The sequence below is a fragment of the Streptomyces sp. NPDC030840 genome, assembly GCF_055572015.1.
Genome location: NZ_JBVIEE010000004.1, coordinates 534,922 through 561,921, shown reverse-complemented (window position 1 = coordinate 561,921; position 27,000 = coordinate 534,922). Strand labels below are relative to the sequence as shown.

Annotated in this window: 25 protein-coding genes and 1 pseudogene; 10 read left to right on the top strand and 16 right to left on the bottom strand. The window is 71.7% G+C overall.

From position 1 onward, the window contains the following. Window positions 1-49: 49 nt before the first annotated feature. The gene (locus tag ACZ49J_RS12880) at window positions 50-409 is read right to left on the bottom strand and encodes an arsenate reductase family protein (RefSeq protein ID WP_467451555.1); all 360 of its coding nucleotides are present in this window, start codon (window positions 407-409) and stop codon (window positions 50-52) included. Between the two features lie 330 nt (window positions 410-739). Here ACZ49J_RS12880 and ACZ49J_RS12875 point away from each other — a divergent pair, with 330 nt between their 5' ends. The 3 genes from ACZ49J_RS12875 (at window position 740) to ACZ49J_RS12865 (ending at window position 2,669) form a co-directional block, all read left to right on the top strand. Then, window positions 740-1,138: a nuclear transport factor 2 family protein gene (locus ACZ49J_RS12875; protein WP_467451554.1), complete on the top strand. Its 399-nt coding sequence runs from the start codon at window positions 740-742 to the stop codon at window positions 1,136-1,138. Window positions 1,139-1,330: 192 nt separating this feature from the next. Next, the gene (locus ACZ49J_RS12870) at window positions 1,331-1,645 is read left to right on the top strand and encodes a hypothetical protein (RefSeq protein WP_467451553.1); all 315 of its coding nucleotides are present in this window, start codon (window positions 1,331-1,333) and stop codon (window positions 1,643-1,645) included. Between the two features lie 367 nt (window positions 1,646-2,012). Further along, complete coding sequence (locus ACZ49J_RS12865; protein WP_467451552.1) at window positions 2,013-2,669, top strand: DUF4360 domain-containing protein; 657 nt, start codon at window positions 2,013-2,015, stop codon at window positions 2,667-2,669. 85 nt (window positions 2,670-2,754) lie between these two features. On the opposite strand, the gene ACZ49J_RS12860 is transcribed toward ACZ49J_RS12865, so the two are convergent. Continuing rightward, window positions 2,755-3,942: a winged helix DNA-binding domain-containing protein gene (locus ACZ49J_RS12860; protein WP_467451551.1), complete on the bottom strand. Its 1,188-nt coding sequence runs from the start codon at window positions 3,940-3,942 to the stop codon at window positions 2,755-2,757. A gap of 256 nt (window positions 3,943-4,198) precedes the next feature. Beyond that, a pseudogene (locus ACZ49J_RS12855) lies at window positions 4,199-4,942 on the bottom strand (alpha/beta hydrolase); the annotation flags it as partial. 125 nt (window positions 4,943-5,067) lie between these two features. Between ACZ49J_RS12855 and ACZ49J_RS12850 the strand changes: the two are divergent. Further along, complete coding sequence (locus ACZ49J_RS12850) at window positions 5,068-5,349, top strand: hypothetical protein (RefSeq protein WP_467451550.1); 282 nt, start codon at window positions 5,068-5,070, stop codon at window positions 5,347-5,349. A gap of 20 nt (window positions 5,350-5,369) precedes the next feature. Here ACZ49J_RS12850 and pspAB read toward each other — a convergent pair whose 3' ends face one another. Next, a complete protein-coding gene (gene pspAB, locus ACZ49J_RS12845; protein WP_467451549.1) occupies window positions 5,370-5,966 on the bottom strand; it encodes a PspA-associated protein PspAB in 597 nt (198 codons plus the stop codon). Between the two features lie 4 nt (window positions 5,967-5,970). After that, window positions 5,971-6,888 (bottom strand): zinc metalloprotease HtpX, encoded by a 918-nt coding sequence (gene htpX / locus ACZ49J_RS12840; RefSeq protein ID WP_467451548.1) that lies wholly within the window; start codon window positions 6,886-6,888, stop codon window positions 5,971-5,973. 287 nt (window positions 6,889-7,175) lie between these two features. Here htpX and ACZ49J_RS12835 point away from each other — a divergent pair, with 287 nt between their 5' ends. Beyond that, complete coding sequence (locus tag ACZ49J_RS12835; RefSeq protein WP_467451547.1) at window positions 7,176-7,967, top strand: class I SAM-dependent methyltransferase; 792 nt, start codon at window positions 7,176-7,178, stop codon at window positions 7,965-7,967. Between the two features lie 645 nt (window positions 7,968-8,612). On the opposite strand, the gene glnA is transcribed toward ACZ49J_RS12835, so the two are convergent. Then, the gene (gene glnA, locus ACZ49J_RS12830) at window positions 8,613-10,022 is read right to left on the bottom strand and encodes a type I glutamate--ammonia ligase (RefSeq protein WP_467451546.1); all 1,410 of its coding nucleotides are present in this window, start codon (window positions 10,020-10,022) and stop codon (window positions 8,613-8,615) included. Window positions 10,023-10,221: 199 nt separating this feature from the next. Between glnA and ACZ49J_RS12825 the strand changes: the two genes are divergently transcribed. Next, a complete protein-coding gene (locus ACZ49J_RS12825) occupies window positions 10,222-10,689 on the top strand; it encodes an RDD family protein (protein WP_467451545.1) in 468 nt (155 codons plus the stop codon). Window positions 10,690-10,780: 91 nt separating this feature from the next. Here the strand turns inward: ACZ49J_RS12825 and ACZ49J_RS12820 are convergent, their stop codons facing one another. The 4 genes from ACZ49J_RS12820 to lipB all read right to left on the bottom strand — a co-directional run bounded on the left by ACZ49J_RS12820 (window position 10,781) and on the right by lipB (window position 14,160). After that, window positions 10,781-11,482 (bottom strand): DUF4191 domain-containing protein, encoded by a 702-nt coding sequence (locus tag ACZ49J_RS12820; protein WP_467451544.1) that lies wholly within the window; start codon window positions 11,480-11,482, stop codon window positions 10,781-10,783. Between the two features lie 124 nt (window positions 11,483-11,606). Next, complete coding sequence (locus tag ACZ49J_RS12815) at window positions 11,607-11,810, bottom strand: SCO2195 family GlnR-regulated protein (RefSeq protein ID WP_467451543.1); 204 nt, start codon at window positions 11,808-11,810, stop codon at window positions 11,607-11,609. Window positions 11,811-12,113: 303 nt separating this feature from the next. Beyond that, complete coding sequence (lipA, locus tag ACZ49J_RS12810) at window positions 12,114-13,079, bottom strand: lipoyl synthase (RefSeq protein WP_467451542.1); 966 nt, start codon at window positions 13,077-13,079, stop codon at window positions 12,114-12,116. 283 nt (window positions 13,080-13,362) lie between these two features. Further along, entirely contained in the window at window positions 13,363-14,160 is a 798-nt protein-coding gene (gene lipB, locus ACZ49J_RS12805; protein ID WP_467451541.1) for a lipoyl(octanoyl) transferase LipB, read from the bottom strand. 315 nt (window positions 14,161-14,475) lie between these two features. On the opposite strand from lipB, the gene ACZ49J_RS12800 reads away from it, so the two are divergent. Beyond that, window positions 14,476-15,954, top strand: a complete 1,479-nt coding sequence (locus tag ACZ49J_RS12800; RefSeq protein WP_467451540.1) for a regulator — start codon at window positions 14,476-14,478, stop codon at window positions 15,952-15,954. A gap of 100 nt (window positions 15,955-16,054) precedes the next feature. On the opposite strand, the gene ACZ49J_RS12795 is transcribed toward ACZ49J_RS12800, so the two are convergent. Then, the gene (locus ACZ49J_RS12795) at window positions 16,055-17,440 is read right to left on the bottom strand and encodes an NAD(P)/FAD-dependent oxidoreductase (protein WP_467451539.1); all 1,386 of its coding nucleotides are present in this window, start codon (window positions 17,438-17,440) and stop codon (window positions 16,055-16,057) included. A gap of 516 nt (window positions 17,441-17,956) precedes the next feature. Next, the gene (locus ACZ49J_RS12790) at window positions 17,957-18,889 is read right to left on the bottom strand and encodes a TIGR01777 family oxidoreductase (RefSeq protein ID WP_467451580.1); all 933 of its coding nucleotides are present in this window, start codon (window positions 18,887-18,889) and stop codon (window positions 17,957-17,959) included. 114 nt (window positions 18,890-19,003) lie between these two features. Between ACZ49J_RS12790 and ACZ49J_RS12785 the strand changes: the two genes are divergently transcribed. Continuing rightward, window positions 19,004-19,492: a GNAT family N-acetyltransferase gene (locus ACZ49J_RS12785; protein ID WP_467451538.1), complete on the top strand. Its 489-nt coding sequence runs from the start codon at window positions 19,004-19,006 to the stop codon at window positions 19,490-19,492. Window positions 19,493-19,531: 39 nt separating this feature from the next. Here the strand turns inward: ACZ49J_RS12785 and ACZ49J_RS12780 are convergent, their stop codons facing one another. Beyond that, window positions 19,532-20,716: a MarP family serine protease gene (locus ACZ49J_RS12780; RefSeq protein ID WP_467451537.1), complete on the bottom strand. Its 1,185-nt coding sequence runs from the start codon at window positions 20,714-20,716 to the stop codon at window positions 19,532-19,534. Between the two features lie 453 nt (window positions 20,717-21,169). On the opposite strand from ACZ49J_RS12780, the gene ACZ49J_RS12775 reads away from it, so the two are divergent. Together ACZ49J_RS12775 and ACZ49J_RS12770 are read left to right on the top strand one after the other, a co-directional pair. Then, on the top strand, window positions 21,170-21,892 hold the full coding sequence (locus tag ACZ49J_RS12775) for a peptidoglycan recognition protein family protein (protein WP_467451579.1): 723 nt from the start codon (window positions 21,170-21,172) through the stop codon (window positions 21,890-21,892). Window positions 21,893-21,988: 96 nt separating this feature from the next. After that, complete coding sequence (locus ACZ49J_RS12770) at window positions 21,989-22,351, top strand: hypothetical protein (RefSeq protein ID WP_467451536.1); 363 nt, start codon at window positions 21,989-21,991, stop codon at window positions 22,349-22,351. Here ACZ49J_RS12770 and ACZ49J_RS12765 read toward each other — a convergent pair. The 3 genes from ACZ49J_RS12765 to aceE form a co-directional block, all read right to left on the bottom strand. Further along, window positions 22,318-22,836: a DUF4240 domain-containing protein gene (locus tag ACZ49J_RS12765; protein ID WP_467451578.1), complete on the bottom strand. Its 519-nt coding sequence runs from the start codon at window positions 22,834-22,836 to the stop codon at window positions 22,318-22,320. The two genes, ACZ49J_RS12770 and ACZ49J_RS12765, sit on opposite strands and share 34 nt — an antisense overlap. Window positions 22,837-22,927: 91 nt before the next feature. Next, window positions 22,928-23,908 carry a helix-turn-helix transcriptional regulator gene (locus ACZ49J_RS12760; protein WP_467451535.1) on the bottom strand — a complete coding sequence of 327 codons (981 nt, stop codon included), beginning with the start codon at window positions 23,906-23,908 and terminating at the stop codon, window positions 22,928-22,930. A 209-nt stretch (window positions 23,909-24,117) separates the two neighbouring features. Beyond that, window positions 24,118-26,820: a pyruvate dehydrogenase (acetyl-transferring), homodimeric type gene (gene aceE, locus ACZ49J_RS12755; RefSeq protein ID WP_467451534.1), complete on the bottom strand. Its 2,703-nt coding sequence runs from the start codon at window positions 26,818-26,820 to the stop codon at window positions 24,118-24,120. Between the last annotated feature and the right edge of the window lie 180 nt (window positions 26,821-27,000).

Here is a 27,000-nt window from a genome sequence, read left to right as displayed (position 1 = left end):
GGTCTCGCAAGTAACCTGCGTCACAGGGGACTTGGAGCGGGACCCTCACTTACCGCTCCAGAGCGTCCCGAACCGCCTCCTCCGTGCGGGCCACCACCGCGCTGCCGTCGTCGGCGGTGATGATCGGCCGCTGGATGAGCTTGGGGTGCTCGGCGAGCGCCCGTACCCACCGGTCCCGTGACGCGGCGTCCCGTTCCCAGGTCTTCAGGCCCAGCTCCTTGGCGACGGCTTCCTGGGTCCGTGTGATGTCCCACGGCTCCAGCCCGAGCCGCGCGAGCACGTCGCGGATCTCGTCCTCGGTCGGCACGTCCTCCAGGTACCGCCGCACGGTGTAGTCGGCGCCCTCGGCGTCCAGCAGGGTGAGCGCGCTGCGGCACTTCGAACAGGCCGGATTGATCCAGATCTCCATGCCGGACACGGTACGCGCGTCCGTGGGAGAGCCCCGGGGGAGCCTCCCGTCGTGGCTTTGCGGGGCAGCGCTTCAGCAGCGGCGCACTGAGGACGGCGGCGCACTGAGGACGGTGGGGCAGTGAGGACGGTGGGGCACTTCGGGCGACTGTGCGCTCCGATCGGCCGCGCGCTCCGATCGGCGCATTCGTGGCTCCGGCCGCGTGTCCTGCGGGTCCGGCCGCCCGCTCGCGATGAGTCTTGGTGGCGACGGCGGTCCGCCCCTCCGAGCGCGCGCGTGGCCGGGGAACGCGTCGTGCGGTGAAGCCGTCCGGATGACAGGGAGACGCACATGCCCGACGACGAACAGCAGATCCGGACACTCATCGAGCACTGGGCGGCAGCCGTGCGCGGAGGTGACCTTGACGGCGTCCTGGTCGACCACGCGGACGACATCGTGATGTTCGACGTGCCACCGCCCTACGAGGGCGCCCGAGGCATCGACGCCTACCGTGAGACGTGGCCGCCCTTCTTCGACTGGCAGGCGCAGGGTGCCTCGTTCGACATCGAGTCGCTGGAGGTCACCGCCGGCACCGATGTCGCGTTCGCCTACGCGCTGCTGCGCTGCGGAACGCCGCGGGAACTGGCCGAGCAGCCGGAGAACCGCCTGAGGCTCACCCTCGGACTGCGCAAGCAGCGGGGCCGTTGGGTGGTGGCGCACGAGCACCACTCGTTCCCGGACGTCTCCTGACAGGCAGTGGTTCGTCGTCCCACGCGCCCCTCGCGGACCTCGGGTGACACGGCGCCAACTTCCTTTCCCACCTGCGCTTTTGCCGGGCTCCAGGCCTCCTGATTGTCAGTGGTGGCCAGTAAAATAGAAGCAGTGTTCGAGGGTGTTGCCGGAGATCCCGGACGGCACCCTGACCGCGACAGGAGGATGCCCGTGCCCGCTGCCGCACTGACGTCGAAGCCGCTGCCCACCCAGTCCACGGCCCGGAGGCCGGTCCTGCTCGACCTTCCGTACGCACCCGTCGAGAAGCGCCCGCTGCCGCCCGGCCGCCCCCGCGAGTGGTACATCACGCACAACCGCCGGCTGAAGGCGATGCGCCTCGCCATCGCCCTGCTCGACTCCGGCGTCCACGTCCCGAACCAGGCCCGCAACGAGACGATCCGCAGCACGGCCGAGCTCATCGGCGTCCACCCGCCGTCGGACACGACGTGCCACATGGTGCGGGCGCTGATGCGCTACAGCCGCTGAGGCGTCGCGAGTCTCCGGTGCCGTCCGCTCCGAGGGGGTGGGCGGCACCGGTCTGTCTCCGGAGGCGGGGAGGCAGGGGCGGCGGGGAGGGTGGGGACGGCGGTACGGCGGGGAAAGTGGGGTGATCGCGCCAGAGTTGGCCGGAGATCGCCCTAGCCGCGCCCTCCGCGGGTCCATACGATTCGGTCGCTCCCGGTCTTCACAGCGCCTTCACAGGCTGGGGCGGTGTACGCGCCTGCTTGGCATGTACATGACTTCTCGTGTTTTCGGTCCGCGACGGCCCACGCACTGGGCCGCACCCCCCTGTCCCGGCGGCGCGCATCCGCACCCGTACCGCCGGAACACCGAAAGAACGGATGGGAGAACCATGGCTCGTGGGCTCCTGCTGGGCGGCGCGATCGCCGCTCTGCTCGCCACCGCGTTCCCGGCGCAGGCCTCGTCCTCGTCGCCGATCTTCACCGACCCGCCACCGGACAAGATCGTCATCAAGCTCGCCACGGTGAACGGCTCCGGCTGTCCCCAGGGCACGACGGCGGTCGCGGTCTCCCCGGACAACACCGCCTTCACCGTGACCTACAGCGACTACCTCGCCCAGGTCGGCGGCGGCGCCCCCTCCACCGCGTTCCGCAAGAACTGCCAGCTCAGCCTGAACGTCCACGTGCCGGGCGGCTTCACGTACGCCATCGCCAGCGCCGACTACCGCGGCTTCGCCTCCCTGCAGCGCGGCGCCACCGCCACCCAGAAGGCCTCGTACTACTTCCAGGGCTCCCCGGACACGGCCTCCAGAACGCACCCGTTCAACGGCCCGTACGAGGACAACTGGCAGGCCACCGACGAGACCGACTGGGCCCAGATCGTCTGGGCGCCCTGCGGTGTCGAGCGGAACTTCAACATCAACACCGAGCTGCGGGTCAACAGGGGCACGTCACCGGCCACCAGCACCAGCTTCATGACCATGGACTCCACGGACGGTGACATCAGCACGACGTACCACCTGGCCTGGAAGGAGTGCGAGCAGAAGTGAGCCGACGCGCCGGGTGCCCTCCCTTCCTCGGGTGCCCGGCGCCTCGAATGCCCCGTGCTGGACGGCGTCACCCGAGGCACTGTCGTCAGGACACCAGTTCCCGCTCCAGCGGCGTCCGGAAGCGCGGCGTCACCCGGGTGTCCGCCACCCAGGCGCGCAGCCGGTCCGCCTCCGCCTCGATCGCCGCGTGTGCCTCGCCGCCCACGCCCTCCGTCTCCAGCAGCCGCCACACGATCTCGCCGTCCGGACGCTGGGCCCAGCCGCCGATCACCCGGCCGTTCCACCACACCGTCGGCCCGACGTTGCCGCTCCCGTCGAACAGGGCGGGACGCAGGGCGGGCGCGAGGTACCAGTCGCGTTCCTGCCAGCCCATCGCCGTCGGGTCCAGAGCCGGAAGCAGCGCGGCCCACGGCTCGGCGGGTCCGGCGACCGGCGCCGCGTCCCCGTCCGCCACGTATCCCGTGCCCCCGTCGTCCAGCGACACGGCGTGGGCCCCGATCGCGGCGAGCGCCTTGCGCACGTCGGTCACCCGCCACCCGGTCCACCACTTCAGGTCCGCCTCGGTGGCCGGCCCGCATGCCGTGAGCCACCGCCGCAGCACCTCCGACTGCGCGTCGGCGGGCGGCAGTTCGGGGTGCGGGGGCGCCACCGCCCAGCGGAACTGCGTCGACGTCCAGGAGCCGAGCGGCCTGCCGCGCACCACCCTGCCCTCCACGCCCAGCACCCGCATGAGCCGGGACGACACGGTGTGCTCGTACTTCCCGCCCGCCCCGTACGCGAACCGCTCCCGCAGCCGCGGCTCGTCACGCACGAGTTCGTTCACCGTGGCCTCTTCGCGGCGGGCGAGCGCGGTGAGCGTGGCCTCCTCGACCTCCGCCAGCCATTCGGGGCTCAGCCGCCCGCCGCCGCCGGCGACCATGTCCTTGACCAGGGCCGCCCGCGCCCGCGCGGCGACCGTCAGCCCGGTCGAGGCGTGCACCTCCGCGGCCAGCTCCGTCGGGAACACGAACACGGTGTGCCGCATCCCGTGCATCCGCACCAGCGACCGGTCCTCATACAGCGCCCGGTCGAGTTCCGCCACCGTCCTGTCCGCGTCCGTGAGGCGCGCCCCGACGGCCAGGTACACCGTCGCCGGGTCCGTCCCGTGCAGCGCCACCAGGGCGGCGGCCACCTCCTCGGGCGTGGCCGCCCGTGCCTCCGGTGCCAGCCGGTGCCGCAGCGCGAGCCGGGCCCGTCGCTCCGCCGTCGTGACCAGCCGCCGTCGCTCACCCATGCCGATCCACCCCGTCCCCGTGAGTCCCCGTGAGTCTCTGTGAGCATCCCCATCGCGCGGACAGCACGTTACGCGTACCGCTCCAGCAGCCCCCAGTACAGGTGATCGGAGCCCTCCGCCAGGCGGCGGCCGCCCTGCGCCTCCTACCGCGAGCGGAAGCCGAGTCCGTACTCCGGCCCGTGCACCGCGCCCTTGCGGAAGCCGCTCGGCCACCCGCACCGCGTCGCCGTCCGCCCCTGGCCGCCGAGGCCCGTCAGCCGTGGCCCGTCAGCACGGCGTCCACGAACTCCCGCCGGTCGTCGGCGTGATCCCGGAACCACAGGCCCAAGAAGTGGTCCGCGCGGGGGAGTTCGAGCCGTGTGAACCGGGAACGGGCCGACAGCGCGTCGCTCACCGCCTCGGTCGCGGCCGGCGGGATGACATGGTCCGTGCCGGGCACCGCGAGCACCGCCCGGCCGGCGTACGCCCGGAGCGCGTCCAGCGCCGGGGACGCCCGCCATCCCTCCGGCGTTCGTATGACGGTGCTGAACTCCCCGTCACCGTCGCCGAACGGCAACGGCCACGCCTCGGCCGCGTACACCGCGGGCGCGCACAGCCCGACCGCCGCCACCCGCTCCCCGTAGTGCCGGGCGAGATCCGCCACCGTCTGACCGCTCATGCTGAACCCCACGAGGACCAGCGGACCGTCCGCGGGCACCCGGGCGTCGATGACGGCGACGGCCTGCTCGAAGCGCCGCCGCAGGCTCAGCTCCCGCAGCTCACCCGAGCTTTCGCCGTGCCCGGAGAAGTCGAACGCGAGGCCCCCGCAGCCGCGCACCACGAACTCGTCGAGCAACGGGAGCAGACGTTCCTTGCTGCCGTTGCCGGCGCCGTGCAGGAGGACGGCCGTGGGGGAGGCGTCCGGGGCACCGCCGTACACCCCGCTGAGTCGTTCGCCGTCGTGGTCATGCGTGAAGGAGTCGTGCGGGACAGAGAGAGGTCGGCTCATGCCCGTATTCATTCATGGTGCACGCATGGCACGCCTGTTAATTGGGATGCGGGCGCCGCAGCAGGGCGAGCATCCTGGAAGCGGTCGGTCACCCACCGCACCCGTCAGCCACCCACCACGTCCGAAGGAGGTCAGCCATGAGTACCTTGATTCTTTCGGCGACCGCCGTCCTGGTCGTCATGGGTTTCTCCGACAGCGTCTACTGGCTCGCCGCGGTCGCTCTGCTGTACGTGTACGTCCGGTACGGCCGCACCGGAGGCGGACCGTCGGCCACGTCCTCGTCCGGATCGCCGAGCGGACCGGCGGGCGCGCCGTCCACCTACCGCGCGTACCGCGAACGCCGCGACCTGCAGGCCAAGTGGGAGCGCCGCTACCGCCGTGAGCGGCCCTTCGAGGCGCGCCGGCAGGAGCGCAAGTAGGGGTCACCGCCCCGGCGGGGTCACCATCCCGGCGCGCCCCAGATCGGGAACCAGCGGCTCAGGTCCCGTTCGATCCGCAGGTCGTCCTTGAGCGCGGCCTTGACCTGCAGTTCCAGCGCGTTGTCGCGCCGCTGGCCCGAACCGGCCAGCGGCGCGAAGGGATAGAAGGTCCCGCGCTTGTACAGATACACGAGCCCGAGCCGCCGCTCGCTCCGCGCGTCCTCCACGTCGTGGAAGGCGACCACCGAGCACAGCAGCTGCGGACCGAACCCACTGCTCTCCAGCGCGCTGTTGACCGCGTGCAGGTCACTCACCAGCGCGGGCAGGTCCTCCGGCCCGCGCCGGGAGACCAGCCACGAGTACCCGTACTCGTCCCTGACCGCCTCGACGGGCGGCCCCTGACGTTCCGTGTCCGCGTCGAGCAGGGCCTGCACGTCCTCGCGCGCCTCGGCGAAGGCCGGCCCCTCGACGGTGGCGAAGCACACGGCCCCCGTCCCCGTGGGACTGAGGGAGGCCGCCGCCTGGAGCGTCAGCGCGGCCGACGGCAGCGCGAACAGCTGGTCGAGATCGGGCGCGACCGGCTTCGTGCGGCCGAGGAGGACGTCCAGGATCCCCATGCGGTCAGCCCTCCTTCCCCGGCGTCGCCGCCTCACCCAGCTCGGTGGAGATCCGGCCCAGTTGCTCCAGCCGCTGCTCCAGGCTCGGGTGGGTCGAGAAGAGCCGCGCCACACCGGGCTCCCGGCCCAGTGCGGGCGTGAAGTAGAACGCGTTGAAGGCCTGTGCCGTCCGCAGGTCCCTGGTCGGGATCCGGGCGATGTCGCCGGAGACCTTGGTGAGCGCCGAGGCCAGGACCGAGGGCCGGCCGGTGAGCAGCGCCGCCGCCCGGTCGGCGGCCAGCTCCCGGTACCGGGACAGGGCCCTGATGAGCAGGAAGCTGATCGCGTAGACGGCCGCGGAAACCCCCATCACCGTGGCGAAGACGACCGCGGTGTTCTGGTCCCTCCGCCCGCCGAACAGCTGCGAGTAGAAGGCGAACCGCACGATCAGTCCGGCGAGCACCCCGAGGAACGACGCGACCGTGATCACGGCCACGTCCTTGTGCGCCACGTGCGACAGCTCGTGCGCGAGCACGCCCTCCAGCTCGTCCGGCTCCAGCCGCCGCAGCAGCCCGGTGGTCACGCACACCACGGCGTGATCGGCGTTCCGTCCGGTGGCGAACGCGTTGGGCATGTCCATGTCCGACACGGCGACCACCGGTTTGGGCATGTCCGCCACGGCGCACAAACGGTCCACGACCCCGTGCAGCTGCGGGTACTCCTCCCGCTCCACGACCCGGCCCCGCATGGCGTACAGCGCGATCCGGTCCGAGAACCAGTACTGCGCGCCGAGCAGCGCTGCGGCGATCACCACGACCAGCACCCAGCTCTTCAGCAACACGATCAGGGCGCCCACGAAGGCCACGTACAACAACCCGAGCAGGAACACCGTGACCACCATCCGAGTGACCAGTCCGCGGTCGCTCCGGAAACGGTTCACCATCTGTATCACCCCGCACTCAGGCACTCGTCCCATTGCCAGTGTGCACCTGGGGGCCCCATGAAACGGTCGCGATCAGTACTGGGCGGGGCAAAGGGGTCCTTTCCCATGCTGCGTCCGCCCACGGCGAAGGCGTGCGCCCCGCCGCCCGACGCGCAGGCGTGCCGGAGAAGCGCACGAGGAGGCGATCAGGGACGCGCTGGCCTGGCGAGCACGTGACCATGACATGGGCGTGAGGAGTCCCCGGTGACACCACGCCACCCACCCTCGGAGAGAACAGGGAGCCATCCGTGACACAAACCGATCCCCATGAGTACCTGACACTGGACGCGCTGAGAACCCGGATCGCGACGCACCGGCAGCACAGCGAGTCTCCTGATGACGTCGAAGAAGCGGTCATCGACGAACTGCGGCTGCCGGTCGAAGGGGCTCTGCTCGATATCGGCGCCGGAACGGGGTCGTTCGTGGCAAGGCTTCGCGCGGCCGGCCACAGAGGGCGGTTGGTGGGGGCCGACAACTCGCCCGCGGCCGTCGCGCAGGTAGAGGCAACGGGGGCGGCGGATGCGGTCCTCGCCAACGCGGAGGACCTTCCCTTCCTCGACGCGCGATTCGACGTGGTCACGGCCCGTCACATGCTGTACCACCTGGCGAACCCGGACCGAGCCCTGCGTGAGTTCCGACGCGTCGTACGCCCGGGTGGCCAGATCGTCGCCACGGTCAATCATGCCAACGGGCTTCCCCATGTGACGAGACTCGTGCGGGAAGAGCTCCAAGCGGTGGGTGTCGCCCCGGAGCCCGTCTCGGAGTGGGTCAGCTCTGACGATTTGCCGGGGCGGATGGCAGCTGTGGCCGAAGACGTGCGCGTGGTCTGTCGGGACAACGCTCTCGTCTTCACGGAGTGCGTGCCGCTGACACGTTTCGCCGTCGCCATCCTCGGCATCTACGGGCTCCCCAAGGACTCCCCGCTCCGGCCCGACGTGATCAGCAGACTGGAAGCACGCATCACCCAATGGTTCGCCGACGGCGAGGGGGTGTGGAGGGACCCCAAGGGATACACGGTCTGTGTCGGACGGGTGTCCTGAAGAGCCCGTGACACGATCTTGCGGAAGCTGGTGAGCATGACCAGTACGACGATTCCACCGTTCGCGAGATGTGGGCAACAGACCGTGGATCGTGGCGGACGAACTGTGGGCGCTGACCGAGCCGTTGCTGCTGCCCTGGCCGCAGTAGGCTCCCGGTCGGCAGCCAGTGGATGACCGGTTGGGCCTGCAGGGCATCCTGTACGGGCTCTACGACGACGCCAGTCGGCACCTGCTGCCGTTGGAGCTCTGGTGGCATTCCGGACAGACCTGCCGGCGCCGGCAGGTCTGGTGGGACGAGGGTCGGCGTCTTCGAGAAGCCGCACCGGGCCTTGCTCGCCGAGTCGCACGCGGCCGAAACTCGTCCGTCCCCCAGGTCGCTCGCCACGCTGCTGTCCACGCACGTCACCACCTGGCGGGCCGAGTTGCCGCACACGGACGAGGACGGTGAGCAGCTCTCGGGCGCTGGTACGCGTCATGACGAAAGCCCGTGAACAGGTCAAGGACCTGCCCACGGGCTTCCGCCTCCACGACATGCCGCACTACTTCGCGAGCCTGCTGATCGCGAACGGTTGCGACGTCAAGGTCGTCCAGGGAACAGGAGCGCCCGGTGACGACGGCGCCGCAGGTTCAGCCGGGGTGAACGGCTCACACGTCGAAGTACAGCTCGAACTCGTGCGGGTGCGGCCGCAGCTGCAGCGGAGCGATCTCGTTCGTGCGCTTGTAGTCGATCCACGTCTCGATCAGGTCGGCCGTGAAGACGTCGCCCTGGAGGAGGAACTCGTGGTCGGCCTCGAGGGAGTCGAGGACGGCCGGGAGCGAGGTCGGGACCTGCGGGACGCCCGCGTGCTCCTCGGGGGCGAGCTCGTAGAGGTCCTTGTCGATCGGCTCGGCCGGCTCGATCTTGTTTTTGATGCCGTCCAGACCCGCGAGCAGCAGGGCCGAGAAGGCCAGGTACGGGTTGCCGGAGGAGTCGGGCGCGCGGAACTCGACGCGCTTGGCCTTCGGGTTCGACCCCGTGATCGGGATACGCATGGCCGCGGAGCGGTTGCGCTGCGAGTACACCAGGTTGACCGGGGCCTCGAAGCCCGGGACCAGACGGTGGTACGAGTTCACCGTCGGGTTGGTGAAGGCCAGCAGCGACGGGGCGTGCTTGAGGATGCCGCCGATGTAGTAGCGGGCGGTGTCCGACAGGCCCGCGTAACCGGCCTCGTCGTAGAACAGCGGGGAGCCACCCGACCACAGGGACTGGTGGACGTGCATGCCCGAGCCGTTGTCACCGAAGATCGGCTTCGGCATGAAGGTCGCCGTCTTGCCGTTCTTCCACGCCACGTTCTTCACGATGTACTTGAAGAGCTGGAGGTCGTCGGCGGCGGCCAGCAGCGTGTTGAACTTGTAGTTGATCTCGGCCTGGCCGGCGGTGCCCACCTCGTGGTGCTGGCGCTCGACCTGCAGGCCGGCCTTGTTCAGCTCCAGGGAGATCTCGGCACGCAGGTCGGCGAAGTGGTCGACCGGCGGAACCGGGAAGTAACCGCCCTTGTAGCGGACCTTGTAACCGCGGTTGTCCTCGACGGCGCCCGTGTTCCAGGCACCCGCCTCGGAGTCGATCTCGTAGAAGGCGCCGTTGGCCTTCGTCTCGAAGCGGGCCGAGTCGAAGACGTAGAACTCGGCCTCGGGGCCGAAGTACGCGGTGTCGGCGATCCCGGTCGAGGCCAGGTACGCCTCCGCCTTCTTCGCCACGTTGCGCGGGTCACGGCTGTACTGCTCGCCGGTGATCGGGTCGTGGATGAAGAAGTTGATGTTCAGCGTCTTGTCACGGCGGAAGGGGTCCACGCGCGAGGTGGACAGGTCGGCGCGCAGCGCCATGTCGGACTCGTGGATGGCCTGGAAGCCGCGGATCGACGAACCGTCGAACGCGAGCTGCTCGTCCGGGTCGAACGCCTCGACCGGCACCGTGAAGTGCTGCATCACGCCCGGCAGGTCGCAGAAGCGGACGTCGATGAACTTGACGTCCTCGTCCGCGATGAATTTCTTGGCCTCGTCGGCGTTCTGGAACATCCAGCTCCTCCTACTCCCGGCCCGTCCGTGCCGGGGTGGTAGTTCGTTCGTGCGGCCAGTGCGGTGGCACACGCTGACCTCGACACTAGGGACGGGTGATTACTCAGGTGTGACCCATTTGTTTCGTCCAAGTTAACCGACCTGGGTACGCCTGACCCCGCCTGTGAGGATGCGTGGACGGGGGAAGTACGGTGGTCGCGTGGACAAGAGGCAAGCAATCGGCTCGTGGCTCTCCGGCCCCCGCGCGGCCGCTGAGGACGCGGGCGTCGACTTCGGTTACCGCGGTGAGCAGCTGGGCCTGCCGGAGTCCGGCCCCGGCTCGATCGCCCGCCCCGGCCGGCGGCTCGGAGCCCTCGCCGTGGACTGGGCCCTGTGCGTCTTGATCGCATACAGCTTGATCACCGACGGCTACGATCCGGCGACCAGCAACTGGGCGCTGCTGATCTTCTTCCTGCTCCACGCCCTGACGGTCGGCACCGTCGGCTTCACCCCGGGCAAGCGCCTCTTCGGCATCCGCGTGGTGGCCGAGGGCACGGGCACGGTGAACCCTGTCCGGGCCGTCCTCCGTTCGCTCCTGCTCTGCCTCGCCATCCCGCCCCTGATCTGGGACAGGGACGGCAGGGGCCTCCACGACCGCCTGGCGCGGACGGTCGAGCTCCGCATCTGAGGGCTCCCTCCCCGCGAGGGTCCAACGAACGCCAGGGGCCCGGGGAACCGAACAGGTTCCCCGGGCCCCGAAACCGCACAAGCCAGCGGCGTCACCGAAGCTTCGGCCCACCCCGCGGCATCCGCATCCCCTTCGGCATCGGCCCCTTCGGCAACGGCATGTTGCTCATCAGGTCCCCCATCGCCCGCAGACGGTCGTTCGTCGCGGTCACCTGGGGCCCGGTCAGCACACGCGGCAGCTTCAGCATCGTGGTGCGGAGCTTCTTCAGCGGGACCTGGCCGTCGCCGGTGCCCACGACCAGATCGTGCACGGGCACGTCCGCCACGATCCGCGCCATCTTCTTCTTCTCGGCGGCCAGCAGGCCCTTCACCCGGTTCGGGTTGCCCTCGGCGACCAGGACGATGCCCGCCTTGCCGACGGCCCGGTGCACCACGTCCTGGCTGCGGTTCATCGCCACCGCCGGAGTGGTCGTCCACCCGCGGCCGACGTTGTCGAGCACCGCTGCCGCGGCACCTGGCTGGCCCTCCATCTGGCCGAACGCGGCCCGCTCGGCACGGCGTCCGAAAACGATCGCCGTCGCGAGGAAGGCGAGCAGGAAGCCGAGAATTCCGAGATACACGGGGTGACCGATCAAGAAACCGATCGCGAGGAAGACACCGAAGGTGACGATTCCGACAGCCGCGAGTACAAGACCGATCTTCTTGTCGGCCTTGCGGGTCATCTTGTAGGTCAGGGCGATCTGCTTGAGTCGCCCGGGGTTCGCAGCGTCCGCTGCGGTTTCCTTCCTCGCCATGCCACGAAGTCTACGTGGCCCCGGAAGCGGGGACGACGGCGGTGCCGACGAGGAACGGCACGGGGTGGGGACGGGAGCGGTGTGGGAGCCCGCGCGGGGACGGGGACGGTTTGCGCGGCGGTCGTCAGGGCAGTCGGGAGACGACGGCCTCTTCGAGGAGGCGCTGGGCCTCGACCCGGTCCTTGGCGCGGCGACGGTCCTCCAGGACGGAGGTCCAGGCGTTGCGGCGGGCGGTGCGCTGGCCGCTGCTCAGGAGCAGCGACTCGACGGCACGGAGTGCATCGGTGAACGACGGGATTGCGGTGGCACGGACGGGCGCGGCCTGCATGACGGGCGTCCCCCTCAGGGATGGCGGCTCAGCTCAGGGTTCTACGTGGTGTGAAACCAGCGTCACTGAATGGTGTTACCAGGGCGTGACCGGCCGGTCAAACGCCAATGAAGCCTTGTTTTGGAGCCCCTGAACGCCGACGCGGCCCCGAGACGCCCCCCATCTGCGGGGACGGTCAGGACCGCGCCGTATCGGCCACTACTCGGCAGTAGTCGCTTGTGCCCAGATTCACACGTGGGAAGTGGCACGCAGTGCCATTCGGGTGTGTCCGGGGAGTGCCGTTCGGATCCGCGCAGGGCGGGGTCAGACTGCCTGGGAGGCGACGTACGCGCCCCGCCGTTCGACCGCCATCCGGTACAGCCGGCCGGCCCGGTACGAGGAGCGCACCAGCGGGCCGGACATCACGCCGGAGAAGCCGATCTGCTCGGCCTCCTCCTTCAGCTCCACGAATTCGTGCGGCTTCACCCAGCGCTCCACGGGGTGGTGACGGACGCTCGGGCGCAGGTACTGCGTGATGGTGACGAGCTCGCAGCCGGCGTCGTGCAGCTGGCGCAGGGCCTCGCTGACCTCCTCGCGGGTCTCACCCATGCCGAGGATCAGGTTCGACTTGGTGACGAGGCCGTAGTCGCGGGCCTCGGTGATGACCTTGAGCGAGCGCTCGTAGCGGAAGCCGGGGCGGATGCGCTTGAAGATCCGCGGCACGGTCTCGACGTTGTGCGCGAAGACCTCGGGGCGGGAGGAGAAGACCTCCTTGAGCAGCTCCGGGACGGCGTTGAAGTCCGGGGCGAGGAGCTCGACCTTGGTGTGCCCGCCTTCCCGGCCGGCGGTCTGCTGGTGGATCTGGCGGACGGTCTCGGCGTACAGCCAGGCGCCGCCGTCGGGGAGGTCGTCGCGGGCGACGCCGGTGATCGTGGCGTAGTTGAGGTCCATGGTGACCACGGACTCGCCCACGCGGCGCGGCTCGTCGCGGTCCAGGGCCTCGGGCTTGCCGGTGTCGATCTGGCAGAAGTCGCAGCGGCGGGTGCACTGGTCGCCGCCGATGAGGAAGGTCGCCTCGCGGTCCTCCCAGCACTCGTAGATGTTGGGGCAGCCGGCTTCCTGGCAGACCGTGTGGAGGCCCTCGCTCTTCACGAGGTTCTGCATCTTCGTGTACTCGGGGCCCATTTTCGCCCGGGTCTTGATCCACTCGGGCTTGCGCTCGATGGGGGTCTGGCTGTTGCGGACCTCCAGGCGCAGCATCTTGCGTCCGTCGGGGGTGACTGCGGACACATCGGCTCCCTGTAGCTTTCGATTCTTCGGCGTACACCAGGGTACGCCCGTACGGTTCTCGGCTTCCGGGGTGGGCAACCAGGGGCTTCCGGGGGCGATTCCCGTCCCGGTGGGCGCGGGTTCTTCTCGCCGACGCCGGAGGGGCTGGATTTTCCAGCCCGTCCGGCGTTCGAGGACGAGGCCGCAAGGCCGATGCGGGGGTCTGGGGGCGCAGCCCCCCAGGGACGGGACGGGGTAGGGGCGGCGGGGGCGAAACCAATCCCCGACGCAGCCCCCGGCAGACCTACACCGCCGCCCGCTCCACCACCCGCGGCCTCAGCTCCGCGTGCTCCAGAACGTCCCGCAGATGCCGCTCCACCACCGGCAGCACCTCCGGGATCGTCAGGTCCCGGCCCAGTTCGTTGGCCAGGGACGTGACGCCCGCGTCACGGATCCCGCAGGGGATGATGCGGTCGAACCACGAGTTGTCGGGGTTCACGTTGAACGAGAAGCCGTGCATCGTGACCCCCTTGGCCACGCGGATGCCGATCGCGGCGATCTTGCGGTCCTCACGCCGCTGCCCGGCGTTGGAGGGCGCGTACTCGGGCCCGTTGAGCCGAGGGTCGAACTCCTCGTCCCGCAGCCGCGGGTCGAAGTCCAGGGACAGCCCGCCGAACGCCGGCCGCTGCTCCACCGGATCGCCGAGCACCCACACACCGCTGCGGCCCTCGACCCGTGTGGTCTCCAGGCCGAACTCCGCGCACGTGCGGATCAGGGCCTCCTCGAGCCGCCGCACATGGGCCACCACGTCCACCGGACGCGGCAGCTTCTGGATCGGGTAGCCCACGATCTGGCCCGGACCGTGCCAGGTGATCTTTCCGCCGCGGTCCACGTCGACGACGGGTGTGCCGTCGAGGGGCCGCTCGTTGTCGGCCGTACGCCGCCCCGCCGTGTAGACCGGCGGATGCTCCAGCAGCAGCACGGTGTCGGGTATCTCGTCCGCGAACCGGGCCGCGTGCACCCGGCGCTGCTCGTCCCACGCCTCCTGGTACTCGACGGCCTCGGCACCGAACCCCATGCGGACGAACCGCAGCTCACTCACGGCAAGCGCCTCCCAGTACTGAACGCACCACGCACTCGTTCGTGTATGTGTCGGGCGCGGGATGCGTTCGTCATGCATGTACGCGCCCACGCCACTGTACGCCCGCCCGATCGCGGGTGCGCCTCCCGTGTACGCCCGCCCGATCCCCGTCAGCTGAGTGGCCAATCCTCACACGATCGGATGAATGGTCTGCGATTTGTGCGACCGGCCGCTCACTCTCCGCTACATTCGCGCCGTTCACGAGGCCATAAGGGCTGCTCACAGGCAATCCGGGCACCTCGCCGAAGATCGGGAAGGCAGGAGACCGCACCGCAGATGACGGAACGACCCCCGCAGCGCACCCCCAACCGCCAGCTCGCCGCCCTCATCGCAGAAGCGGGGTTCTCCAACGCGGGGCTCGCGCGCCGCGTTGACCAGCTCGGCCTCGAACACGGACTCGACCTGAGATACGACAAGACATCGGTCACCCGGTGGCTGCGCGGTCAGCAGCCCAGGGGCACGACACCCGCGTTGATCGCCGAGGTGTTCACCCGCCGCCTCGGCCGCCGGCTCACCGCCCAGGACCTCGGCCTCGACGCGTGCGCGCCCGTCTACGCGGGCCTGGAGTTCGCCGCGACCCCCGAGGAGGCCATCGACATCGTCAGCGGGCTGTGGCGCAAGGACTCCGGCAGCCACGCCGAGCTGCGGAAGATCGCGTTCACTCCGGCGGGGCTCGTCGTCCCCAGCCGGGACTGGCTGATCGGCCGCGCCGACGACCGGGTGGGCCGGGGCGACCCGGTCGTGGGGCGCATCCCCGCGCAGGGCCGTCCCGCCGCGCCCAAGCCCTCGGCCCCGCCCGAGCAGGCAGGACCCCCGTCCCGGCCGCGCAACCAGACCGAGCGCGGCCCCGGCCAGCGGGTCACCGCGGGCGACATCGCCGCCCTGCGCTCAGTGGGGGAGCTCTTCCGCGCCCTCGACCACGCCTACGGCGGCGGCCACGCCCGCCAGGCCCTCGTCCGCTACCTGGAGCACGAGGCCGAGCCGATGCTGCGGGGCACGTACGGCGAGCAGACCGGCCGCCGCCTCTTCGCGGCCGCGGCCGACCTCACCCGGCTCGCCGGCTGGACCTCGTACGACATCGCCGCCCACGGACTCGCCCAGCGGTACTTCGTCCAGGCCCTGCGGCTCGCGCAGGCGGCCGGGGACCGGATGTACGGGTCGTACGTGCTGGTGACGATGAGCCGGCAGGCCGTCTACCTCGGCCACGGACGCGAGGCCGTCCAGCTGGCGCGCGTGGCCCAGCAGGGCGTCGGATCGTCCGCGCCGCCCGTCGTCCAGGCGCTGCTGCACTCCGTGGAGGCACGCGGGCACGGCGTGCTCGGCGAGGTGCGGGCCTGCACGGCCGCGCTGGTCCGGGCCGAGCGTGCCCTGGAGGCGGCCCAGCCCGGGGACGAGGTGCCGTACTGGGCGCGGTTCTTCGACGAGGCCCAGCTCGCCGACGAGTTCGGGCACTGCCACCGCGACCTCCAGCAGTACCGGGCCGCGGCCCAGCACGCCGAGCGCTCCCTGCAGCTGCGCGCGCCCGGCTACGCCCGCAGCCGCCTCTTCTGCCGGGTCGTCCTCGCCTCGGCCCGGCTCGGGCTCGGCGAACTCGACCAGGCCTGTCAGTTGGGCGCGGAGGCCGCCGGACAGGCCGCCGAGATGCGGTCCGTCCGGGCGGTCGAGTACGTACGCGACTTCGAGCGCCGGCTGGAGCCGTACCGGGACGCGGCACCGGTGCGGGGATACCGGGACCGGGTGGCGGCGCTCGGGTAGGGCGTACGGCCGGCGAGGGCGCCCCGAGACCCCGTACCCGTGCGTATCCCGTACGTGCGGCCGTACGGGCCTGGGGGCGCCCGTGGGCCTCACGCGGCCGTCACGCCGCCGTTTCGAGGGGCTCCGCCACTAAGGTCGGCTGGGCGTCCAGGTCCGTGAGGACGGCGTGGGCGGCCCGGCGGGCCGAGTGGAGGCTGCCCTGGAGGCTGCTCGTGTCGCGGTGGTCGCCGCACACGTAGAGACCGGCCAGCAGCCGCACCGGGCGCCGGAGGTCGTGCGGTGGAGGCGTCGCGGGGACGGCCTCGGCGTCGTGGTGGACCGCGAGCAGCTCCCACCGGGCCGTCGAGGTGCCGTAGAGGCGGGCGAGCTGGGAGCGGACCGTGGCGTCCAGGTGGGCCGGGTCGGGGAGCGCGCCCAGCACCGTCGAGGAGATCAGCGCGCGGCCGGCCGGGGCCCGGGACGGGTCGACCTGGCTGATCACCGCCGTGTGGGAGACGGGGCCGGCGCGGTCGACGTCGAGGACCAACGCCGGTTCGCTGAGCGGCGGTTCGTCCGTGGCGTGATGCAGGACCGTCACCGGGTGGAAGGCGGGAACGCGCAACCCCGGCAGAAGCTCGGCCGCGGCGCGGGCGCCCGTCGCCAGCAGGACGGCTCGGCAGCCGAGTTCGCCGTGGTCGGCGGTGGTGACGGACGTGGTGCTGACGGACGTCACGCGGACGCCCGTGCGTACGCTGCCCGTCGGGAGCGTGGCCGCGAGAAGCTCCGGTAGCGCGTCGGCGCCGCCCTCCGGGAGGCACAGACGGCCCGTCGCGAAGGAGTGCAGGGCGAGGTCGGCGCACCGGCTGGAGGTACCGAGCCCGGGGTCGGCGAGCAGGGCTGTGAGCAGCGGCCGCAGAAAACCGTCGACGGCGCGTGCCGGGAAACCCCGGCTCACCAGGGTTTCGGCGGCCGGGAGTTCCGGGCGGGCCAGGAGCTGCTCGGGTGGCGTGGTGGCGAGCCGGGCGAGAGCGGTGGACAGCCGCGACTGGTCCGCGAGGGTGCCGAGGGGGCCGGGACGGGGTGTGCGGGGGGCGCCCTGCGTGCGCGGGACGCGGGGGGCGCTCGTGAGGGCGCGTACGGCGGTGAGTGCGCCCCTTGGGCCACGGGGCGTGGTGGGAGTCGTGTCGGCGCGGTGGAGCCGGCCGCCGGTGTGCAGGAGGAGGGCCGTCGAGAAGGGGCGCAGGACCAGGCTCTCCAGGGCGGGAACGCGGGCGAGTTCCGGATACGACGTGGACAGCAGGGGGGCCGTGCGGTCGAGGCGGAATCCGTCGACCTTCTCGGTGGCCATGCGGCCGCCCGCGGTGGGGGCGGCCTCCAGGACGGTGACGCTCAGTCCCGCGCTGGTCATATGGTGGGCGGCTGCGAGGCCGGCGACTCCGGCTCCCACGACGATGACGTCCACGGTTTCCGCGGTGTTCGCTGCCGCTTGGTGCGCCGACTCAAGCACGTGCCCCTCCCGAGGTCGCGCGGTTGCTGGAGGCGTCATTCCCCCAACACGCTTCTGGAATACCCAAGTTCGCGATGAGGGTAGGTGGCCGGGCGGGAGAGGGTGAGTCGCGCGTCGCCCTCGCACGGTCGCATGGGGGCGCGGGCGAGTGCTTCCGCCGGTGGCCGCCGGGAGGTTTCGCCCCCGCCGCCCCCACCCGTCCCGTCCCTGGGGGCTGCGCCCCCAGACCCCCATTGTCGGCCTGACGGCCTCGTCCTCAAACGCCGGACGGGCTGGATGTGCCTGGCCTCGGCTGAAAATCCAAGCCCAGGCCGCGAGAATCCGGCGCCGCCCGCACCATCCAGCCCCTCCGGCGTTTGAGGAGCCGGGGGCCCGGGGGCCGGCCCCCGAACGGGGTCCGGGGCGGAGCCCCGAAAGGATGGGGGTCCAGGGGGCGCAGCCCCCTTGGCGGGGTCGAAGGGGCGGAGCCCCTGGGGATGGTACGGGTAGGGGCGGCGGGGGCGAGACAACCCCCGCTCAGCGCAGCGCCGCCCGTACCGCCGACTCCACCGTCGGGAACGCGAACGTGAAGCCGGAGTCCAGGAGCCGGGACGGCAGCACCCGCGCGCTGCCGAGGACGTCGCCGGCGACCTCACCGAGAACGAGACGAAGCACGGGGGAGGGGACGCTGAAGAGGGTCGGGCGGTGCAGGACGCGCCCCATGGCGGCCGTGACCTCACGGTTCGTCACCGGCTCCGGAGCCGTCAGATTCACCGGCCCGGACAGCGACGGCGTGTCGATGAGGTGCCGGAGCGCGGCCACCTCGTCGTGCAGGGAGATGAAACTCCAGTACTGGCGGCCGTCCCCGAGACGACCGCCCAGGCCCGCTCTGAAGAGGGGGAACAGCGGTCCCCACGCCCCACCACCGCGGGCCACCACCAGCCCCGTACGCGCGAAGACCGTCCGGACGCCCGCCTCCCGCGCCGCCGCCGTCGCCTCCTCCCACTCCACACACAGGGAGGGAAGGAACCCCTCACCCGGCGGCGCCGACTCGTCGACCACACGGTCCCCGGTGTCCCCGTAGAACCCGATCGCACTGCCGTTGACGAAGACACGCGGCGGCACGTCGAGCGAGGCCACCGCCTCCGCGAGCGCCGCCGTGCCCAGCACCCGGCCGGCCCGCAGCTTCGCCTTGTACGCCGCCGTCCAGCGGCGCGACGCCACCCCGGCCCCGGCGAGGTTCACCACCGCCGCACACCCGAGCAGCCCCGCCGCGTCCACCCGCTGGGCCTCCGGGTCCCACCGCACCTCGTCCTCGCCCACCGGTGTCCGCCGTACGAGCCGTACCACCTCGTACCCGTCCGCCCGCAGCGAGCGCGCCAGCGCCGAACCGATCAGCCCGGACGCCCCGGCGATCGCGACCCGCGAACCGGGGGCCGGGGCGCCCTCGGAACCCAGTGACGCCTCCATGTCGAGCGGAGTGTCGGCGTCCTCCAGCGGTGCGTCAGCGTTCATGGGGACATCCTGCCGGGTGAGCCGCCGCACCACACGGCCGGGCGCTCCGGTCGCCGTACTGTGGCACCCATGCCCGTTCCGTACATACGCTTCGCCACGCTCGACGACGAGGACGCGCTCGGCCACCTCGACCGCAGCACCTGGTCCACGCTGCACTCCGTCCAGCCGCGCCCCCGGCCGCCGTACGAACCCTTCTTCAACGAGCGGTTCGGGCCGCGGGACCATCTCGTCGCCGAACTCGACGGGCTGCTCGCCGGCTACATCCGGCTGGGCTACCCGACCCCGCTCGCCTGCAACTCGCACGTGCGACAGATCCAGGGCCTCGTCGTCGCCGAGACGGCGCGTGGCGGCGGGGTGGGCCGGGCGCTGCTGCGGGCCGTGCGGGAGGAGTCCCGGCGACAGGGCGCACGACGGCTCACGCTGCGGGTCCTCGGGCACAACACCCCGGCCAGGAAGCTGTACGAGTCCGAGGGGTTCGTGGTGGAGGGGATTTTGCCGGAGGAGTTCCTGCTCGACGGGGAGTACGTGGACGACGTCCTGATGGGACGTCACCTCTGACGCCTCCGCCCTGTCCTGGACGCCCGCCCTGCCCGGGGGCTACGAGGCCGTCAGCTCGCCCGTGTCCACCGGCGTCGTCGCGTTCCTGGCCTGCTGTGCCTCCCCGGCGACCTCGTCCACCGTCAGGACGTAGCCCGTCTCGTCGTCGGAGGTCGAGCGGGCGAAGACCACGCCGTACACCGTGCCGTCGGTGCTCAGGAGAGGGCCGCCGGAGTTGCCGGGGCGGACCGTGGAGCGGATGGAGTAGATCTCGCGGGTGACGGTGTCCGTGCTGTAGATGTTCTGGCCGGTCGCGTTGATCCTGCTGGCGACCGTGGCCCCCTGGAGATCGAGGCCGCCGTCCTGCGGGTACCCGGCGACGACCGCGGAGTCGCCGCGCCCCGCGGAGTCGTCGAACCGGAGCACCGGCGCACTGAGGTCCGGCACGTAGAGGACGGCCACGTCCTTGTCGGGGTCGAACAGGACGACCCGGGCCTCGTACGTGCGGCCCACCCCGCCCACGCGGACGGTCGGCTCGTCGATGCCCGCCACCACGTGGGCGTTCGTCATCACGTGCCGTGCCGCGTAGACGAAGCCGCTGCCCTCACGGCCCTGGCCGTCGGCGACGCCCTCCACCTTCACCGTGCTGCGCTTGGCCGCACTCGTCGCGGCCGCCGTGACGCTGTCCCCGGAGGGCGCGGCGACCTCCGCCGTCGCCTCGTTCTCGAACGGGTTGAAGACCTGTGGGAAGCCCGCCTCCGTGAGCGCGGAGGTGGCACGTGAAAACCAGGCCGGAGTCGTCTCCGGCATCGTGTTCTGCACGGCGCCGAGCAGCGCCGACTCGCGGATCGCCTGTGTCACCACCGGCGACGAGGAGGCGCCCAGCACACTGGCGGCGACCCAGGCGACGATGAGGACGGCGACCGTGTTGGCCGCGGCGCCGCCGACGCCGTCGGCCACCCGGAGCGGGCCGCGCTCCAACTCGCGGCGCAGCTGCAGCCCCAGACGCCCCGCCAGCTCGTGCCCTACCACCGCCGGCGCCAGGACCGTCAGCACGGCCGTGAGCGTCGCAGCCGGCGTCCCCGGCGTCACCAGGTCCATCACCCACGGCAACACCCACACCCCGACGACCGCGCCGCCCACGAACCCGGCCAGCGAGACGCAGCCGGCGACCAGGCCGCGGCGGTAGCCGGACGCCGCGTAGGCCAGGATCACCAGCAACAGCAGGATGTCGAGCACGTCCACTCCAGGCGCCTTTCTCTCGGGACCCCCAGTAGTACGCGCGGGGCGGGCCCAGTGATCAGGCAGGCCCGCGCGGACCAGCGGATTCGGCCACACGTGCCTGGACCTGTAAAAACGTCCCGGACCGGGACGATGGTTCCACCGGGTGGCGCATCCCACGTCGCGGCGGGGCCGCGGCGGGGCCAAGCTGAGGCCATGCGTGTCTTCCGGACGGCGCGAACGCGACGGCGGCGACGGGGGCGGATACGGGCCGCGCTCGCCGGGAGCGCACCACTGCGCCGGCGGGCAGCGAAGCAGCCGCCGGAGACCGGCCGGGACCAGACCCACGCCCGCCCCCGAACTCGTGTCCGAAACCGACCCCGTGCGGACACGCGCGTCCGCCCGCGAACCCACCTCCGCTCCCGGATCCGCCGAGCCGCCCGGCTGCCGCGTTGCGCCCTCCTCCTGCTCACCTGCCTGCCCGTGCTCGCCGTCGTGCTGGGGCTGGTGCTGTGGGCGACGGCCGGCGGTGAGAGGACCGGGGGCCGCGCCCGGCACCCCGAGACGCCCCGCCCCGCCGTCGCGCACAGGGCCGACCGGCCGCCGATCGTGCCGAGGGCCCGCTGGCTGGGTGACGCCGTGCGCAGCCAGCCGCCCGCCCGGTACGACGACCGGGTCCTCGCGGTCTTCGTGCACCACACGGACTCGCCGAACGACTACGACTGCGCCGAGACACCCCGCATCATCCGCCACCTGTACGCCGGGCAGACCGGCAGCCGGGACTGGGACGACATCGGCTACAACTTCCTCGTCGACCGCTGCGGCACCCTCTACGAGGGGCGCGCGGGCGGCGTCGACCGGCCCGTCACCGGCGCCCACACCCAGGGCTTCAACCACCGTACGGCGGGCATCGCGGTCATCGGCACGTTCACGGCGGGCGTACCGGTGCCCCGGGCGGTGACCGACGCGATCGCCGCTCTCGCCGCCTGGAAGCTGGGCCTCGCGGGCGTCGACCCGCGCGGCGGTGTCCACCTGGTCTCCAGCAACAGCCACAGCCGGTACCCCTCGGGCGCCACCGTCCTCCTGCCCGCCCTCGCGGGCCACAGCGACGGCTACATGACCACGTGCCCCGGCGCGGCCCTCGCGGAACGGCTGCCCGCCATCAGGGAGGCCGCGGCCCGTCTCCAGGGCCGTTCCTGACGCGCCGGGTTCACAGGTACGGCGCGGACACCTCACAGAGTTCTCCAAGACCGGCGCCCTAGCTTCTTCGTGTCACGCCGACCGGAGGTGGGGAAGATGAGCGGCAGTCGTTGGCAGAACGCTCCGAAGACCGATGCGAAGACCGATGCGAAGACCCGCCTGAGGACCGATGCGAAGACCGGTCTGAAGAACACGGGGAAGTCCTGGCCCGCGTCCCTGCGGAGCCCCTGGGCGGTGGCCTGCGCGACCGTCGCCGTCGTGCTCGGCCCGTCCGCCGTCACCGCGTCCGCGCTGGAGCGGGCGAACTCCGCGCCCCTGCACCGCCCGGCGGCCCCGGACCGGGAACCGCACAGGGAGCCGCCGCACCGCGCCGCGCCCTACGCCGCCCCGCAGTACGCCTACCTGCCGCGCTCCCCGTACCGCGGTCAGGCCCTGAACCGCTCCCAGAGCCTCGGATAGCGCTCCGCGAGCACGGCCTCGTTCTCGAAGTCCACCGGAGTGCCCTCCGGTTCGGGTGGCGCCGCCGGGATGCCGAGGTCAGGGGCGACGGTTCCGGTGAGCTGTTCGTACGCCTCGTCCGCCGCGTACCCCAGCTCCTCGCCGTCCCCGTCGACCTCCGGGTCGAAGTCGTCGAGGAGATCGGCGAGCGAGTCCGGATCGTGCACCGCGCCCTCGTAGACCTCCCGGCCCTGGCCGATCAGCCAGCACCGGAAGAAGTCGAACACGTCGTCGCCGGCCCCGTCGAGGAGCACCCATGCCGCGCCCCACACGTCCCACTGGTAGGCGCGGTTGTAGCGGGCCTCGAAGTGCCGTGCGAAGTCCAGCACCGCTTCGGGGTCCAGCTGGACGAGCCGCTCGACGAGCAGGTCGGCCTGATCCTCGGGGTCGCCCTCGGCGGCCTCCCGGGTCGTGTCCACCAGCTCCCAGAACTCCGTCTCGTCCATCACGGGACCAGCATCGGCCCTCTCGGGGACGGACGCACCCGGAGTGCGGCGAACCGTCGTGGACGGGGGAGCGCGCGCGAGTCCCGGCGCTTCACGAGCCGTACAGCTCCGCGAGGCGCGCCGCGTCGTCGGAGAACCGTTTGCGCAGGGTCGCCGGGGACAGCACCTCCACCTCCGGGCCCAGGGCGGTGAGCTGGGTGTGGGCGACCTCCTCGGACTCCACCGGCAGCGTCAGCGTCACCCGTCCGCGCTCGTCCGGGTCGTCCGCCGCCGCCAGCGCCTCACGGGCGGACAGGGGATCGACGACGTGCACCAGCCGCCGCGCCCCCTCCCCGGTCAGCCGCACCACGACCTCGGCGCGCAGGATCGACCGCGCGAACTGTGCTGCCCGCTCCTCCCAGAAGGCCGGCAGGTCGAACTCCTCGTCCCGTGCGAAGCGGTCCTCGCCGACGGCCACCGCGGTGAACCGGTCGATGCGGTAGACCCGGAAGGAGCCCTGCTCCGTCACCCGTGCGCACAGGTACCAGGCCCCCGCTTTCAGGACCAGCGCGTACGGCTCCAGCGCGCGCTCGACCTCGGCGTCCCCGCGCCCGCTCCGGTAGCGGGCCGTGATCCGCCGGTCGTCCCAGACCGCGTCCGCGACCACCGGCAGCAGCTCGGGTGTCTCGGGTTCCTTGAACCAGGCGGGGGCGTCCAGGTGGAACCGTTGTGCGGCCGTGCGCGAGGCGTCGCTGAGGGAGGGGAGGAGGGCGGCGGACACCTTGAGCCGGGCGGCCGAGGCGGCGTCCTCCAGGCCCATGTCCCGCAGGGCGGCCGGCACGCCACTGAGGAACAGGGCCTCGGCCTCGCTGCGGGCGAGGCCCGTGAGCCGGGTGCGGTACCCGCCGATGAGGCGGTAGCCGCCGGCTCGTCCCCGGTCCGCGTACACCGGGACGCCGGCCTCCGACAGCGCCTGTGCGTCCCGGGTCACCGTACGCTCGGACACCTCCAGCTCGCGGGCGAGTTCGGCCGCGGTCATGGACGGGCGCGACTGGAGCAGCAGCACCATTCTGATGAGCCGGGCAGCACGCATGAGCCCATGATGCCGGGTGGGTGGGGCCAGAGGGTTCTCGCCCCCGCCGCCCCTACCCGTCCCATCCCGGGGGCTGCGCCCCCATGCCCCCAGGGGGGCGGTCGGGGGGGTGGAGTGTGTGCGGGTGGGTGGGGGCTGGTCGCCAGTTCCCCGCGCCCCTTACGGGGCGCGCGGCGGGGGCGGGACAGAGCACCGCCCCCGCCGTACCCTCACAGCCCGTACCGCTCCCGCGCCTCCTTCACCGCCGTCGCCTTGACCTCACCCCGCTGGGCGAGCTGCGCGAGCGCGGCCACGACCACCGACTCGGCGTCGACGCCGAAGTGGCGGCGAGCCGCCTCGCGGGTGTCGGAGAGACCGAAACCGTCCGCGCCGAGCGAGGAGTAGTCCTGCTCCACCCACTGCGCGATCTGGTCGGGAACCTGCCGCATGTAGTCCGAGACCGCGAGCACCGGCCCCTCGGCCCCGTGCAGCGCCTGCCGCACGAACGGCACCCGCTCCTCGCCCCGCAGCAGTGCAGCGTCCGCCTCCAGCGCGTCCCGCCGCAGCTCCGTCCACGACGTCGCCGACCACACGTCGGCCGCCACGCCCCACTCCTCGGCGAGCAGCTTCTGGGCCTTCAGGACCCAGTGGATCGCCGTACCGGAGCCCAGCAGCTGGATGCGCGGGGCGTTGGCCACGGGCGAAAGCCCCGCCGACTCCGCCGTGTTGAAGCGGTACAGACCCTTCACGATGCCCTCGTCGATCGCGGGCACCGACGGCTTCGCGGGCTGCGGCAGCGGCTCGTTGTAGACGGTGAGGTAGTAGAAGACGTTCTGGTCCTCGCCGGGGGCGGCCTCGCCGTACATACGGCGCAGACCGTCCTTCACGATCACCGCGATCTCGTAGGCGAACGCGGGGTCGTACGTCAGCGCCGCCGGATTGGTCGCGGCGATCACCGGCGAGTGGCCGTCGGCGTGCTGCAGGCCCTCGCCCGTCAGCGTCGTGCGGCCGGCCGTCGCCCCGATGAGGAAGCCGCGGCCCAGCTGGTCGCCGAGCTGCCACATCTGGTCGGCCGTGCGCTGCCAGCCGAACATCGAGTAGAAGATGTAGAACGGGATCATGGCCTCGCCGTGCGTCGCGTACGACGTCGAAGCGGCGATGAAGTCGGCCATCGAACCGGCCTCGGTGATCCCCTCGTTGAGGATCTGCCCGTCCTTGGCCTCCTTGTAGTACATGAGCTGGTCGCGGTCGACCGGCTCGTACGTCTGGCCCTTGGGGGAGTAGATGCCGAGGGACGGGAAGAGCGACTCCATGCCGAAGGTGCGCGCCTCGTCGGGGACGATCGGCACCCAGCGCCTGCCCGTCTGCTTGTCGCGGACCAGGTCCTTGACGAGGCGGACGAAGGCCATGGTCGTGGCGACGTTCTGCGAGCCCGAGCCCTTGTCGAAGGACGCGAACGCCTTCTCGGCGGGCGCGGGCAGCGGGGCGATCGCGTGCGTACGACGGGCCGGGGCGGGACCGCCGAGGGCCGCGCGGCGCTCCTGGAGGTAGCGGACCTCCGGGGAGTCGGCGCCCGGGTGGGCGTACGGCACGACGCCGTCGGTGAACTGGCTGTCCGAGATGGGCAGTTCAAGAAGATCGCGCATCGCCTTGAACTCGTCCACCGTCAGCTTCTTCATCTGGTGGTTGGCGTTCTTCGACGCGAAGCCCTCGCCGAGCGTGAAGCCCTTGACGGTCTGGGCGAGGATCACGGTCGGGGCGCCCTTGTGCTGCAGGGCCGCCTTGTACGCGGCGTACACCTTGCGCGCCTCGTGGCCACCGCGGGAGAGGTGGAAACACTCGAGGATCTTGTCGTCGGACAGCAGCTTGGCCATCTCGACGAGCGCGGGGTCGGCCCCGAAGAAGTCCTGGCGGATGTAGGCGGCGTCGCGGGTCTGGTACGTCTGCACCTGCGCGTCCGGCACCTCACGGAGGCGTCGTACGAGCGCGCCGGTGGTGTCCAGGGCGAACAGCTCGTCCCAGGCCGTGCCCCACAGCGTCTTGATGACGTTCCAGCCGGCGCCGCGGAACTGGGCCTCCAGCTCCTGCACGATCTTGAAGTTGGCGCGGACCGGGCCGTCGAGGCGCTGCAGGTTGCAGTTGATGACGAAGGTCAGGTTGTCCAGGCCCTCGCGGGACGCCAGCGCGAGCGCGGCCGTCGACTCGGGCTCGTCCATCTCGCCGTCGCCGAGGAACGCCCAGACGTGGGAGGCCGAGACGTCCTTGATGCCGCGGTTGGTGAGGTAGCGGTTGAAGCGCGCCTGGTAGATGGCGGAGAGCGGGCCGAGGCCCATCGACACCGTCGGGAACTCCCACAGCCAGGGGAGGCGGCGCGGGTGCGGGTAGGAGGGCAGGCCGTCGCCGCCGGCCTCCTGGCGGAAGTTGTCGAGGTGCTGCTCGGTCAGGCGGCCGTCGAGGAAGGCGCGGGCGTAGATGCCGGGGGAGGCGTGGCCCTGGATGTACAGCTGGTCGCCGCTGCCGTCGCCCTCCTTGCCCTTGAAGAAGTGGTTGAAGCCGGTCTCGTACAGCCAGGCGGCGGAGGCGAAGGTGGCGATGTGGCCGCCGACGCCGTGTTTCGAGCCCCGGGTCACCATGGCGGCCGCGTTCCAGCGGTTCCACGCGGTGATACGGCGCTCCATCTCCTCGTCGCCGTCCACGGCTGGCTCGGCGGCGGTGGGGATGGTGTTGACGTAGTCGGTCTCGAGGAGCTTGGGCAGCGCGAGCCCGCCCGCCTCGGCGCGCTCCAGCGTGCGGCGCATCAGGTATGCGGCGCGGTGCGGCCCGGCGGCCTTCGTCACGGCGTCCAGCGAGGCCTGCCACTCGGCGGTCTCCTCGGGGTCGCGGTCCGGGAGCTGGTCGAGTGCGCTCGGCTGGATTGCGGTGGGGTCGGTCATTGCGCCGCCTTCCGGATGCGGAGGGGGGTTCCCTCGTCGGCAAGGGGTTTCTCGGGGGATGCCCTTCGTCTTGGCAGGACAGGGCGGAGGCTCGGGTGCGAGCCCGTCGGTGACTGTAACTCCCTGATCGATGATCGATCAAAGGGTTGAGGGGCAAAACCTCTTGATCACGAGAAAGTC